Genomic DNA, 13,650 nt, shown 5'->3' on the forward strand with positions numbered 1-13,650 from the left:
TGCAAGCTTGCGCGGCGCAGCATAGAATCCTCCGATCCACGCCGCCTGTACGCCCTCCGGGACGCACAGGCGCCCCGCACGACCTTCCGCCGGACACCCTCATGCGCCACGCCCAGCCCGCCCCCGAGATCTTCAAGGCCTACGACATCCGCGGCATCGTCGACACCGTGCTCACCGCCGATGCGGTGCGCACGATCGGCCATGCCCTCGGCGCCGAGGCGGTCGCACGCGGCCAGCATGCGATCGCGGTCGGGCGCGACGGCCGGCTGTCCGGCCCGGCGCTCGCCGGCGCGCTCGCCGACGGCATCCGCGCCGCCGGCGTGGACGTCATCGACATCGGCTGCGTGCCGACGCCGCTGACCTACTTCGCCGCCTGGCAGCTCGGCTGCGACTCCTGCGTGTCGGTGACCGGCAGCCACAACCCGCCCGACTACAACGGCCTCAAGATGGTGCTCGGCGGCGAGACGCTGCACGGCGACATGATCCAGGGCCTGCGCCGGCGCATCGCCGAGAACGATCTCGCCCACGGCGCCGGCGCGCTGCGCAGCGCCGACGTGCGCGCCGCCTACATCGACCGCATCGCCGCCGACGTGAAGCTGGCGCGGCCGATGAAGGTCGTCGTCGACTGCGGCAACGGCGTCGCCGGCGGCATCGCCCCCGAACTGTTCCGCCGCCTCGGCTGCGAGGTGGTCGAGCTGTTCTGCGAGGTCGACGGCAGCTTCCCCAACCACCACCCCGACCCGTCCAAGCCCGAGAACCTGCAGGACGTCATCCGCGCGCTGCGCGACACCGACGCCGAACTGGGCCTGGCCTTCGACGGCGACGGCGACCGCCTCGGCGTGGTCACCAAGGACGGCGAGATCATCTACCCCGACCGCCAGCTGATGCTGTTCGCCGAGGACGTGCTCTCCCGCGTGCCGGGCGGCGAGATCATCTACGACGTCAAATGCACGCGGAACCTGGCGCCGTGGATCCGCGCGCGCGGCGGCAAGCCGACGATGTGGAACACCGGCCACGCGCTGGTCAAGGCCAAGCTCAAGGAGACCGGCGCACCGCTCGCCGGCGAGATGAGCGGCCACATGTTCTTCAAGGAGCGCTGGTTCGGCTTCGACGACGGCCTGTACGCGGGCGCCCGCCTGCTCGAGATCCTCTCTGCCCGCCCCGACGCCAGCGCCGCGCTGAAGGCGCTGCCCGACGCGGTGAGCACGCCGGAACTCAACCTCAAGATGGCCGAAGGCGAACCCTTCGAGCTGGTGCGCCGGCTGCGCGAGGCGGCGCTCGCCACGCCGTCGTGCTTCGCCGACGCGCGCGAGCTCATCACGCTGGACGGCGTGCGGGTGGAGTTCGCCGATGGCTTCGGCCTGGCGCGGCCGTCGAACACCACGCCGGTGGTGGTGCTGCGCTTCGAGGCCGACGATGCCGAAGGCCTGGCGGCGATCCAGGCGCGCTTCCGGCAGGCGATCGAAGCGGTGTGGCCGGGCCTGGAACTGCCGTTCTGAGCATTGCGGGCAGGCGCCGCGAACGCTGCCGCACGCGGGCGCGACCGATCGCGCACGCCGGCCGGCGCGCTCAGGCCGGATCCAGCTTGGCCACCGCCAGCAGCAGCCACTTTACCCCGGCGGGGCCGAAGTTGATCTGCACCTTGGCATCGCTGCCGCTGCCCTCGGCGGCGACGATCACGCCCTGGCCGAACTTCGCATGGCTGACCGCCTGGCCGATGCGCAGGCCGTTGGGCAGGGTCGCGAACGTCGGCCGCGGCGCGCGCTGCACCTGGACCGTCGCCGGCGAAGGCTTGAAGTAGCCGCCCCCCATGCCGCCCATCGCCCCGCCTGCAGCCGAGCGCGGATTGGGCGGCGTCAGCCACTTGGTGAGCTCGGCGGGGATCTCCTCCAGGAAGCGCGAGCGCAGGTTGTAGCGCGTCTGCCCGTGCAGCATGCGGCTCTGCGCGAAGGACAGGTACAGGCGTTCGCGCGCCCGCGTCACCGCGACGTACATCAGGCGACGCTCCTCCTCCAGGCCGTCGGTCTCGAGGATGCTGTTCTCGTGTGGGAACAGCCCCTCCTCCAGCCCCGACACGAACACGACGTTGAATTCCAGGCCCTTGGCCGAGTGCACCGTCATCAGCTGGACCGCGTCCGCGCCCTGGTCGGCCTGATGGTCGCCGGCTTCGAGCGAGGCGTGGGCGAGGAAGTCGGCCAGCAGCGCATGGGGCTGCGCCAGCACGTCGGCATCGGCCTGCGACTCGGCGAGGAAGTTGGCGGCGGCGTTGATCAGCTCGTCCAGGTTCTCCAGGCGCTCGCGGCCTTCCTTGTCGGCCTTGTAGTGCGCACGCAGGCCGCTGAGGTCGAGCACGTGGTCGACCAGCTCGGGCAGCGGCAGGCCGGCGGTATCGCGGCGTAGGTCCTCGATCAGACGCACGAACTGGGCCAGCGAGGTGCCCGGCTTGCCGGTCAGGTGCGGCACGGTGGCGTACAGGCTGGTGTTGTAGACGCGCGCGGCATCGGTCAGCACCTCCAGCGAGCGCGCACCGATGCCGCGGGTGGGGAAGTTCACGACGCGCGCGAAGGAGGTGTCGTCGTCCGCGTTGGCGATCAGCCGCAGGTAGGCGAGCGCATGCTTGATCTCCTGGCGCTCGAAGAAGCGCAGGCCGCCGTACACGCGGTAGGGAATGCCGGCCGAGAACAGCTGGTGCTCCAGCACCCGCGACTGCGCGTTGGAGCGGTAGAGCAGCGCGATCTCGCTCCTCAGCGCGCCGTCGCGCACCAGCGACTGGATCTCCTCGACGATCCAGCGCGCCTCGTCGCCGTCCGAGTAGGCCTCGAACACACGGATCGGCTCGCCCGCGCCCTGGTCGGTCCACAGGTTCTTGCCGAGGCGGTTGCTGTTGTGGCGGATGATCGCGTTCGCAGCATCGAGGATGTTGCTGTGCGAGCGGTAGTTCTGCTCGAGCCGGATGACGTTGTGCACCCGGAACTCGCGTTCGAAGTCGCGCATGTTACCGACCTCGGCGCCGCGGAAGCGGTAGATGCTCTGGTCGTCGTCGCCGACGCAGAACATCGCCGCGCCGCCCTCGCGGCCCTCGTCGGCGAACAGCTTGAGCCAGCGGTACTGCAGGCGGTTGGTGTCCTGGAATTCGTCGACCAGGATGTGGCGGAAGCGGCGCTGGTAGTGGCGGCGCAGCGGTTCGTTGCGCTCCAGCAGCTCGTAGCTGCGCAGCAGCAACTCCGCAAAATCCACAACAGACTCGCGCTGGCACTGTGCTTCATACTCCTGAAACAGGTGTACGCGCTGGCGAGTGTAGTCGTCCCAGGCCTCGACCGCGTGCGGGCGGTTGCCGGCTTCCTTCTGGCCGTTGATGAAGTGCTGCAGCTCGCGCGGCGGGAATTTCTCGTCGTCGACGTTCAAGGTCTTGAGCAGGCGCTTGATAGCGGCGAGCTGGTCGCCCGAATCGAGGATCTGGAACAGTTGCGGCAGGCCGGCATCGCGATGGTGGGCGCGCAACAGGCGGTTGGCGAGGCCGTGGAAGGTGCCGATCCACATGCCGCGGGTGCTGACCGGCAGCATCGAGCCGAGACGGGCGAGCATCTCCTTCGCCGCCTTGTTGGTGAAGGTCACGGCAAGGATGCCGGCGGGGTCGACCTGGCCCGACTGGATCAGCCAGGCGATGCGGGTGGTGAGCACGCGGGTCTTGCCGGAGCCGGCGCCGGCGAGGATCAGGGCGTGTTGCGCAGGCAGCGTGACCGCCTGCAGTTGTTCGGGATTCAGGTTGCTGAGCAGCGTGGACATCGCGGTTCCTCTTCGAGCCCGCATTGTATCGGCCACGGCGGGCGAGGCCGAATCGATGTGGCACGGCATGATGTTGCATCGCAACAACAAGTTACTTGCAGGAACGCGGTTTTACGCTAAATTTGCATTGTGCGTTGCACAAACAGATTTCGAGAGACAGGAACCTTTCCCATTCAACCTGCTCTCAATTGTGCAAAATCAAGGAATGCCGAAGGCGCCGGACCTATATTGCGCCACAACATAGACGACGAAACGCCCGCCCAGAAAGCGGGCGGAACAAGACGGGCCATACCCGGCCCCGATGGAGAACGGATCATGAAAACGCCCAAGCTGCTGCCCTGGTATGCCCGCAAGGCGGGTGTCTCCCTCGAACGTGCCGAAGCCCTGTGGCGCAAGGCCGTCCGCGAAGCCACCACCGAAACCGGCTGGGTCGGCAACGCCGAATACTGGGGCTCGGCCATGGATCACTTCGTGCGCCTCCTCGAAGAGGAGCGCAGCACGCTGTGCGCCCCGCGCGTGCAATCCTACGTGCGCACCCAGAACCGCATGTGGCGCCTGCCGCTGCTCGCGATGGAAGACTTGTTCTCGGCCTTCCACGCCAACTGGCAGCGCCAGCACGGCGGCGACACCCGTCGCGCCGCCTGAGCGCACAAGCAGATTTCCCGCGCCGCGATCGCGGCGCACCCCGGTCATTTGTCTCCCTCCCTCCTTCAATGGAGATTCGGCACTCCGCGCCTGCGGAGTGCCATTTTTTTGCCCACAAGCGGCTCCGGCGGACGGCTGCACCGGCACCCGGGAGCCGCAGCCTGCGCTTCCGGGTATACTGGCGTGTTTTCAACGTCATCCAGCCCGCGCGCACGCCATGCAGGACACCATGCAGGAAAAATACCAGCCCGCCGCCGTCGAGACCGCCGCCCAGCAGCACTGGGACTCCACCGACGCCTTCCGCGTGACCGAGGACGCCAGCCGTCCGAAGTACTACTGCCTGTCGATGTTCCCCTACCCCTCGGGCAAGCTGCACATGGGGCACGTGCGCAACTACACCATCGGTGACGTGCTCGCGCGCTTCCACCGCATGAAGGGCTTCAACGTGCTGCAGCCGATGGGCTGGGACGCCTTCGGCATGCCGGCCGAGAACGCCGCGATCCAGAACAACGTGCCGCCGGCGAAGTGGACCTACGCCAACATCGACTACATGAAGGCGCAGTTGAAGCGCCTCGGCTTCGCCATCGACTGGTCGCGCGAGCTCGCCACCTGCACCCCCGAGTATTACCGCTGGGAGCAGTGGCTGTTCACCCGCCTGTTCGAGAAGGGCCTGATCTACAAGCGTCTCGGCACGGTCAACTGGGACCCGGTCGATGAGACCGTGCTCGCCAACGAGCAGGTCATCGACGGCCGCGGCTGGCGCTCGGGCGCGCTCGTCGAGAAGCGCGAGATCCCCATGTACTACATGAAGATCACCGCCTACGCCGACGAACTGCTGTCCGCGCTCGACGATCTGCCTGACTGGCCCGAGCAGGTCAAGCTGATGCAGAAGAACTGGATCGGGCGCTCGGAAGGCGTGGAGATCAGCTTCCCGTACGACGTCTCCAGCATCGGCCACGAGGGCGCGCTGAAGGTCTTCACCACCCGTGCCGACACCCTGATGGGCGCGACCTATGTCGCGGTGGCCGCCGAGCATCCGCTCGCCACCCAGGCTGCGACCAGCAACCCGGCGCTCGCCGAGTTCATCGAGGAGTGCAAGCGCGGCGGCGTCGCCGAGGCCGACATCGCCACGATGGAAAAGAAGGGCATGCCCACCGGTCTCAAGGTGCGCCACCCGCTCACCGACGAGCCGCTCGAGGTCTGGGTCGCCAACTACGTGCTGATGGGCTATGGCGAGGGCGCGGTGATGGCGGTGCCGGCGCACGACGAGCGCGACTTCGCCTTCGCCACCAAGTACGAGCTGCCGATCCGCATGGTCGTCGGTTCGGACGCCTACGCCGACACCGTCGCCCCCTGGCAGGACGCCTACGCCGAGTATGGCCGCCTGGTGAATTCGGGCAAGTACGACGGGCTCGACTTCCAGGGCGCGGTCGACGCGATCGCCGCCGACCTCGCCGCGAAAGGCCTGGGCGCCAAGCGCGTGCAGTACCGCCTGCGCGACTGGGGCATCTCGCGCCAACGATACTGGGGCTGCCCGATCCCGATGATCCACTGCGCCGACTGCGGCGACGTGCCGGTGCCGGACGAGCAGTTGCCGGTGGTGCTGCCCGAGAACGTCGAGATCACCGGTCGCGGCTCGCCGCTCGCCAAGATGGCTTCGTTCTACGACTGCGCCTGTCCCAAGTGCGGCAAGCCGGCCAGGCGCGAAACCGACACCATGGACACCTTCGTGGAGTCGTCCTGGTACTTCCTGCGCTACGCCTGCGCCGACAGCACGACCGCGATGGTGGACGAGCGCGTCAATTACTGGGCGCCGGTCGACCAGTACATCGGCGGCATCGAGCACGCCATCCTGCACCTGCTGTACTCGCGCTTCTTCACCCGCGCGATGCGCGACTGCGGCCTGGTCAATGTCTCCGAGCCCTTCAGCGCGCTGCTCACGCAGGGCATGGTGGTGGCCGAGACCTACTACCGCGAGCTCGACGGCGGGAAGAAGCAGTGGATCAACCCGGCCGACGTGGTGGTCGAGCGTGACGAGAAGGGCCGCATCGTCGCCGCGAAGCTCGAAGCGGACGGCCTGCCGGTGGTCATCGGCGGCACCGAGAAGATGTCGAAGTCGAAGAACAACGGCGTCGACCCGCAGTCACTGGTGGACCAGTACGGCGCCGACACCGCGCGCCTTTTCATGATGTTCGCTGCCCCGCCCGACCAGCAGCTCGAGTGGTCCGACGCCGGCGTAGAAGGCGCCTCGCGCTTCCTGCGCCGGGTGTGGAACTACGGCCACGCCTTCGCCACCGCGACCCGCGCCGCCCTGCCCGCCGAGCGCAAGCTCGCCGCCAACGCGCTGCCCGCGGCAGCGGCCGACGTGCGCCGCGAGGTGCACACCCACCTCAAGCAGGCGAGCTACGACTTCGGCAAGCACCAGTTCAACACCGTGGTGTCGGCGGCGATGAAGATCCTCAACGCGCTGGAGAAGGCGCACAAGGATCTGGCCGCCGCCGAGCCGGCCGCGCACGCCGAGGTCGCCGAGGAAGGCTTCTCGATCCTGCTGCGCCTGCTGTCGCCGACCACCCCGCACATCTGCCACGCGCTGTGGCAGGACTGCGGTTTCGGCACCGACATCCTCGCCGCCAACTGGCCGGAAGTGTGCGAAGACGCCTTGAAGCAGGACGAGATCGAGCTGATGGTCCAGGTCAACGGCAAGCTGCGCGGCAGCATCAAGGTCGCCGCCGACGCCGCCAGGGCCGACATCGAGGCGCTGGCGCTGGCCTCGGAAGCGGCGCAGAAGTTCATGGAAGGCCGACCGGCGAAGAAGGTCGTCGTCGTGCCCGGCCGCCTGGTCAACATCGTCGCCTGAGGAGGCCGCGCATGTCCGTCCGCAACCCGATCGCCGCCCGATCCGCCGACGCCCCCGCCCGGCCGCAGGCGGACGAGGCCGAGGTCGACTTCGGCATCGCCCCCGGACGTCGCCGCCTGCTGCTCGCGGGCTGCGGCGCGGCCGCCCTGCTGGCCTCGGGCTGCGGCTTCCGCCTGCGCGGACCGCAGGCGCTCGACTTCGCCACGGTGCACATCAACACCCCGCCCGAGACCGAGCTCGGCGCCCAGCTGCGCCGCCTGATCGCCACCAGCGGCACGACCACCGTGACCGAGGACGCCGAGCAGGCCGAGGCACGCCTGCAGATCCTCTCCAACAACCGCGGCCGCGAGATCCTGAGCCTGACCGGCGCGGGCAAGGTGCGCGAATACCAGCTCACCCAGACACTGCGTTTCCAGCTCCTGGACAAGGCCGGCAAGCCGCTGATCCCGCCCACCAGCCTTTCGGCGCGGCGCGAATACACCTTCGACGACAGCCAGGTGCTCGGCAAGGAGCAGGAAGAGGCCCTGCTCTACCGCGACATGCAGAACGACCTGGTGCAGCAGATGATGCGGCGCCTGGCGACCGCCAGGCGCGCAGACTGAGCAGAGGTGAGGAGCGTGTCGCGACGAGGGGCGAGCGTGCGCCGTCGCCTGCACTCCCGGCCCGTAGCCCCGCATCCATGAACCTGCGTCCCGACCAGCTCGCTGCCCAGCTCGAGCGTCCGCTCGCCCCGCTGTGGCTGCTGCACGGCAACGAGCCGCTGCTGGTGCTGGAAGCCGCCGACGCCATCCGCGCCGCCGCCCGCCGCCAGGGCTACGAGGAACGCGAGACCCTGGTCGTCGGCCAGGGCTTCAAGTGGGACGCGCTGACGCTGGCCGCCGGCAACATGTCGCTGTTCGGCGGCGCCAAGCTGATCGACCTGCGCATCCCCACCGGCAAGCCCGGGCGCGACGGCGGCGACGCCCTGCAGCGCTACGTCGCCGCCCCGCCCGCGCAGACCCTGACCCTGATCACCCTGCCCGAAGTCGACTGGCAGACGCGCAAGACCGGCTGGTTCAAGGCCGTGGCCGAGGCCGCCGTGACGCTGGAACTGAACGCCCCCGAACGCGAGCGCCTGCCCGATTGGGTCGGCCGCCGCCTGGCCGCGCAGAAGCAGTCCGCCGCGCCCGAGGCGCTCGCCTTCATCGCCGACCATGTCGAGGGCAACCTGCTCGCCGCCCACCAGGAGATCCTCAAGCTCGGCCTGCTGCACGGCGAGGGCGCGCTCACGCTCGAGCAGGTGCAGGACGCCGTGCTCAACGTCGCCCGCTACGACATCGACAAGCTGCGCCAGGCGGTGATCGAGGGCGACCCGGCGCGCTGCGCCCGCCTGCTCGACGGCCTCAGGGGCGAAGGCGCCGCACCCCCGCTGGTGCTGTGGGCGCTCGCCAACGAGACGCGCAGCCTCGCCAACCTGTGCGCCGGCCGCGACGCCGGCCAGCCGCTGCCCGCGCTGTTCAAGGCCGAGCGCATCTTCGAGCCGCGCCGCCAGCAGGCCATCGGCCGCGCGCTCGGCCGCCTCAGCCAGGGCAGCCTGCGTGCCGCGCTGATGCACGCCGCGCGCATCGACCGCATGATCAAGGGCCTCGCCACCGGCGATGTGTGGGACGAGTTTCTGCAGCTCGCGCTGCGCCTGGCCCGACGCGGCTGAGCCCGCGCCCACGGCAGCCGCGCACACCGGGACTGCCCGCCCCGGTTCCATCGGTGCCGCTTTCGATGCTTTAATGCAGATCTGTCCGCACCGCAGCAAGGGTGCGCCGAACATCGCCGAGAATCGCCCCCCAATGGACATCCAGCACTACATGCAGACCCTCGGTCGCCAGGCCCGTGCCGCCTCGCGCGCACTCGCCGCGGCCTCGACCGCCGCCAAGAACACCGCGCTGATGGCGATGGCCGTCGAAATCCGCGCCCGCCGCGACGAGCTGCTCGCCGCCAACGCCCGCGATCTCGACGAAGCCCGCGCCGCCGGCCTGGAGCCGGCGCTGATCGACCGCCTGACACTGGACGAAAAAGGCATCGAAGCCATGGCCGCCGGCCTCGAGCAGGTCGCCACCCTGCCCGACCCGGTGGGAGAGATGACCGACATCAAGCGCCGCCCCTCCGGCATCCAGCTCGGCAAGATGCGCGTGCCGCTGGGCGTGATCGGCATCATCTACGAGGCCCGCCCCAACGTCACCGCCGACGCCGCGGCGCTGTGCCTGAAGTCGGGCAACGCCGCGATCCTGCGCGGCGGCAAGGAGGCGATCAACGCCAACCGCGCGATCGCCGCCTGTGTGCGCGCCGGCCTGCTGGCGGCCGGCCTGCCCGAGCATTCCGTGCAGGTTGTGGAGACCACCGACCGCGAAGCCGTGGGCGCGCTGATCACCATGCCCGAATACGTGGACGTGATCGTGCCGCGTGGCGGAAAGGGCCTGATCGAGCGCATCTCGAAGGACGCCCGCGTGCCGGTGATCAAGCACCTCGACGGCAACTGCCACGTCTATATCGACGATGAGGCCGACCCCACCAAGGTCGTCCCCATCGTCGAGAACGCCAAGACCCAGCGCTACGGCACCTGCAACACCGCCGAGTCGCTGCTGGTGGCGCGCGACGTCGCCGACATCTACCTGCCCGCGATCGGCCGCATGCTGGCGGCAAAGGGCGTGGAGATGCGCTGCTGCGCCGAGTCCCTCGCCCTGCTGGGCGCGGCCGGCATCGACGCCGGCAAGCTGGTCGCCGCCACCGAGGCCGACTGGCGCGAGGAATACCTCGCCCCGATCATCGCGGTGAAGCTGGTGGACGGCGTGGACGAGGCGATCGCCCACATCAACACCTACAGCTCCGGCCACACCGAAGCGATCGTCACCGAGAACTATTCCCACGCCATGCGCTTCCTGCGCGAGGTGGATTCGTCCTCGGTGATGGTCAACGCTTCGACCCGCTTCGCCGACGGCTTCGAGTACGGCCTCGGCGCCGAGATCGGCATCTCCACCGACAAGATCCACGCCCGCGGCCCGGTCGGACTGGAAGGCCTGACCAGCCAGAAGTGGATCGTGTTCGGCAACGGCGAAGTGCGGCGCTGAGCCCGACGGCTACCGAACGCCACGTGCCTCCCGAAAAACAAGGAACCCCGATGTCCCGCTTCATCCGCTCCCTGCTGATCGCCGCCCTGCTGTCGGCCGGCGTCGCGCAGGCCGCCATCCAGGTCGGCGGCGTCGACTACGAACCCCAGCTGAGCGCCCAGAAGCGCACCCTCACGCTCAACGGTGCCGGCCTGCGCACCCGGCTCGGCTTCAAGGTCTATGCAATGGGACTTTACCTGCGCGCGCCGCTCGCCGATGCCGCGGCGATCATCGCCGACGAGGGCGAGAAGCGCATCCGCATCGTGCCGATCCGCGACCTGGAGGCGAAGCAGTTCGGCGACGCGCTGCTGACCGGCCTGGAGAAGAACCACGAGCCCGCCGAACTAGCGGCGCTCAAGCCCGCCACCGAGGCGCTGCTGGGCGCCCTCAACGCGGTCGGCGCGGTCAAGTCGGGCACCGAGATCCTGCTCGATCAGCTCGCCAACGGCGCCACGCGCCTGGTCGTCAATGGCCAGCAGCAGGGCGAGGACATCCTGGATACCAAGCTCTATCCCGCCCTGCTGCGCATCTGGCTGGGTGTCCGCCCGGCCGACCACGACCTGCGCGACGCCCTGCTCGAGCGTCCCAGGTGATCTGCCCGAGCGCAGCGGGCGCGCACGCGCCGAACGAGGCAGCGCCGCCTGGCTTCGACGCGATCATCGCCCTGCCCTTCGGCCCGTTCGGCATCCGCACCCATGAAGGCGCGCTCCGGGAGCTGGTGTTCCTGCCGCCGGGCACGGCCCTGCAGGACCCGCGCAATGCCACCGCGGGCGCCGCAGCCCATGCGCTGCGTGAATGGATCGAGGATCCCGACCAGCCCTTCCCGGTGCCGCTCGCGGACACCGGCACGCCGTTCCGGCGCCGCGTGTGGGCGGCGATCAGTGCGATCCCGCGCGGCCACACCGCGACCTATGGCGCGCTCGCCGCGCAACTGGGCAGCGCGCCGCGTGCGGTGGGCCAGGCCTGCGGCGCCAACCCCTTCCCGCTGATCGTGCCCTGCCACCGGGTGACCTCCGCGACGGGACTGGGCGGCTTCGCCAACGCGCACGACGGCTGGCTGCTCGAAGTCAAGCGCTGGCTGCTGGCTTTCGAAGGGGCCTTGTGAGCGCTCGCCCGCCGGCCATCGAGCGCGGCCTGCAGCCCTTCCACCGCAGCGAGCTCGACCGTTTTGCCGACGCCCTGTGGCTGGAGCACGGCCTTGCACGCAACACGCTGGCAGGCTACCGCAGCGATCTCGCGCGCTTCGCCGCCTGGCTCGAGAAGCGCGACTCCGGCCTGCCCGCGGCGACTTCCGCCGATCTCGCCGCCTATCTGGCCGAATTCAGCCGCAGCGCGAAGCCGGCCAGCCAGCGCCGGCTGCTCGCGACCTTGCGGCGCTATTACCGCATGCTGCTCGCCAATCGCGAGATCGCGGAAGACCCCACGCTGATGCTGGATTCGCCCATGCCCGCCGAGCGTTTTCCGAAGACGCTCAGCGAGGCCCAGGTCGAAGCCCTGCTCGGTGCGCCCGATACGGAAACGCCCCTGGGCCTGCGCGACCGCTGCATGCTCGAGGTGCTCTATGCCGCCGGGCTGCGCGTGTCGGAACTCGTCGGCCTCAAGGTTTTCGCGGTCGGCCTCAACGAAGGCGTGCTGCGCATCATGGGCAAGGGCAGCAAGGAACGCCTGGTCCCCCTGGGCCAGATCGCCGCCGACTGGCTGATGCGTTACCTGCACGAAGGCCGGCCGGCATTGCTCGCAGGGCGTCGTTGCGACGAGGTCTTCGTCACCCGGCTCGGCGCCGGCATGACACGGCAGATGTTCTGGCGCATCATCAAACAGCACGCAATGAATGCCGGCATTGCCCGCGAGCGCATTTCGCCGCACACGTTGCGCCACGCCTTCGCCACCCATCTGCTCAATCACGGCGCGGATCTGCGCGTCGTGCAATTGCTGCTCGGACACGCCGACATATCGACCACGCAGATCTACACGCACGTGGCGCGCGAACGGCTCAAGCAGTTGCACGAAAAGCACCATCCGCGCGCATGATTCGAAGCGGAGCACGCAGTACCGGCGCAGCCCCGATTACAATCGAGCGCATTCAACGACGACCGCAGACGGATTCAATCGGATCCGGATCCATCATGAGCAAACAAGACACGCACGCCCCGGAAACGCCGGCTACCCGCTTTCTTCGCCAGCACGGAATCGCCTTTTCCACCCACCTCTACGCCTACGAGGAACACGGCGGCACCGCCGTTTCCGCGCGCGAACTCAACGTCAGCGAGCACGCCGTGATCAAGACCCTGATCATGGAGGACGAGAATGCCCAGCCCCTGGTGGTGCTGATGCACGGCGATCGCAAGGTATCGACCAAGGAGCTCGCGCGCCAGATTCCGAGCAAGCACGTCGAGACCTGCAAGCCCGAAACCGCCAATCGCCACAGCGGCTATCTGGTCGGCGGCACCTCGCCGTTCGGAACCCGCAAGAAGATGCCGGTCTATCTGGAGCGCACCATCCTCGATCTGCCGCTGATCTACATCAATGGCGGGCGACGCGGATTCCTGGTCGGCATCCATCCGCACGACCTGCTCCGCGCGCTGCAGCCAAAGCTGGTCCAGGTCGCGAATTGACGCACGGCAATCCCGTTCAATTCGAAATCGAAAGCCGCGGCATTCGAACGACAATTCTGCGGATCGAATTGCTTTCAATCCGGTTTTGAAAAATGGCACAATTGCCGGCAAGTGAATCGGGCGGTATTGCGCGCCGCATATCCGACGCCAATGCTCGAGCGTCCGGGGCATCGCCACTTTTCAATAACGGAGAAATCATGGATCTGTCGACCTACACCCTGCCCGAGCTGCGCCGCCTTCAAGCCAAGGTCGAGGCCGAAATCCGTCGCCGCAGCGACGTGACCCGGCGAAACCTGCTCAAGCGCATGCAGAAGATGGCCGCCGACGAAGGCTTGTCGCTCGACGAGCTGCTCGTGGGCAGCGCACCGGCGAGCGCCGAGACCAAGCCCGCAGCCAAGCGCGGCCAGCGCGCGGGCGCGAAGGCGACCAAGGCCGCCAAGCCGGCACCCGTCATCAAGTACCGCAACCCCACCAATCCGGATCAGGGCTGGAGCGGCCGCGGCCGCAAGCCCCAGTGGGCGCTCGACTGGATCGCGCAGGGCAAGCCGATCGAAGAGCTCGCCGCCTGAGTCCTGCAAGCCCCCGCAGCCTCAGGGGCAATTCACGG

Annotated in this window: 12 protein-coding genes; 11 read left to right on the top strand and 1 reads right to left on the bottom strand. The window is 68.8% G+C overall.

Annotation, left to right across the window (positions count from 1 at the left end):
* The first annotated feature begins 101 nt into the window (after positions 1–101).
* Positions 102–1,499, top strand: coding sequence for a phosphomannomutase/phosphoglucomutase (locus tag CKCBHOJB_RS14715; protein ID WP_281049408.1), 1,398 nt, complete (start codon positions 102–104; stop codon positions 1,497–1,499).
* Positions 1,500–1,569: 70 nt separating this feature from the next.
* Here the strand turns inward: CKCBHOJB_RS14715 and CKCBHOJB_RS14720 are convergent, their stop codons facing one another.
* The gene (locus CKCBHOJB_RS14720; RefSeq protein ID WP_281049409.1) at positions 1,570–3,786 is read right to left on the bottom strand and encodes a UvrD-helicase domain-containing protein; all 2,217 of its coding nucleotides are present in this window, start codon (positions 3,784–3,786) and stop codon (positions 1,570–1,572) included.
* A 315-nt stretch (positions 3,787–4,101) separates the two neighbouring features.
* Between CKCBHOJB_RS14720 and CKCBHOJB_RS14725 the strand changes: the two genes are divergently transcribed.
* From CKCBHOJB_RS14725 to CKCBHOJB_RS14770, 10 genes are all read left to right on the top strand, one after another.
* Positions 4,102–4,431, top strand: a complete 330-nt coding sequence (locus tag CKCBHOJB_RS14725; RefSeq protein WP_281049410.1) for a hypothetical protein — start codon at positions 4,102–4,104, stop codon at positions 4,429–4,431.
* 229 nt (positions 4,432–4,660) lie between these two features.
* Positions 4,661–7,288, top strand: coding sequence for a leucine--tRNA ligase (leuS, locus tag CKCBHOJB_RS14730; protein WP_281051703.1), 2,628 nt, complete (start codon positions 4,661–4,663; stop codon positions 7,286–7,288).
* An 11-nt stretch (positions 7,289–7,299) separates the two neighbouring features.
* Positions 7,300–7,890, top strand: coding sequence for an LPS assembly lipoprotein LptE (lptE, locus tag CKCBHOJB_RS14735; RefSeq protein ID WP_281049411.1), 591 nt, complete (start codon positions 7,300–7,302; stop codon positions 7,888–7,890).
* A 77-nt stretch (positions 7,891–7,967) separates the two neighbouring features.
* Complete coding sequence (gene holA, locus CKCBHOJB_RS14740; protein WP_281049412.1) at positions 7,968–8,978, top strand: DNA polymerase III subunit delta; 1,011 nt, start codon at positions 7,968–7,970, stop codon at positions 8,976–8,978.
* Between the two features lie 133 nt (positions 8,979–9,111).
* Positions 9,112–10,389: a glutamate-5-semialdehyde dehydrogenase gene (locus CKCBHOJB_RS14745; RefSeq protein WP_281051704.1), complete on the top strand. Its 1,278-nt coding sequence runs from the start codon at positions 9,112–9,114 to the stop codon at positions 10,387–10,389.
* A 50-nt stretch (positions 10,390–10,439) separates the two neighbouring features.
* Positions 10,440–11,021: a chalcone isomerase family protein gene (locus CKCBHOJB_RS14750; RefSeq protein WP_281049413.1), complete on the top strand. Its 582-nt coding sequence runs from the start codon at positions 10,440–10,442 to the stop codon at positions 11,019–11,021.
* Positions 11,018–11,533 carry a methylated-DNA--[protein]-cysteine S-methyltransferase gene (locus CKCBHOJB_RS14755; RefSeq protein WP_281049414.1) on the top strand — a complete coding sequence of 172 codons (516 nt, stop codon included), beginning with the start codon at positions 11,018–11,020 and terminating at the stop codon, positions 11,531–11,533. Before CKCBHOJB_RS14750 ends, CKCBHOJB_RS14755 begins: the two co-directional genes overlap by 4 nt.
* Positions 11,530–12,459: a site-specific tyrosine recombinase XerD gene (gene xerD, locus CKCBHOJB_RS14760; protein ID WP_281049415.1), complete on the top strand. Its 930-nt coding sequence runs from the start codon at positions 11,530–11,532 to the stop codon at positions 12,457–12,459. The genes CKCBHOJB_RS14755 and xerD overlap by 4 nt, the downstream gene beginning before the upstream one ends.
* 95 nt (positions 12,460–12,554) lie before the next feature.
* Entirely contained in the window at positions 12,555–13,043 is a 489-nt protein-coding gene (gene ybaK / locus CKCBHOJB_RS14765; protein ID WP_281049416.1) for a Cys-tRNA(Pro) deacylase, read from the top strand.
* A gap of 197 nt (positions 13,044–13,240) precedes the next feature.
* Positions 13,241–13,612 (top strand): H-NS histone family protein, encoded by a 372-nt coding sequence (locus CKCBHOJB_RS14770; protein ID WP_281049417.1) that lies wholly within the window; start codon positions 13,241–13,243, stop codon positions 13,610–13,612.
* Positions 13,613–13,650: the final 38 nt, after the last annotated feature.

The sequence above is a fragment of the Thauera sp. GDN1 genome (assembly GCF_029223545.1).
In the GTDB taxonomy this organism is placed as follows: domain Bacteria; phylum Pseudomonadota; class Gammaproteobacteria; order Burkholderiales; family Rhodocyclaceae; genus Thauera.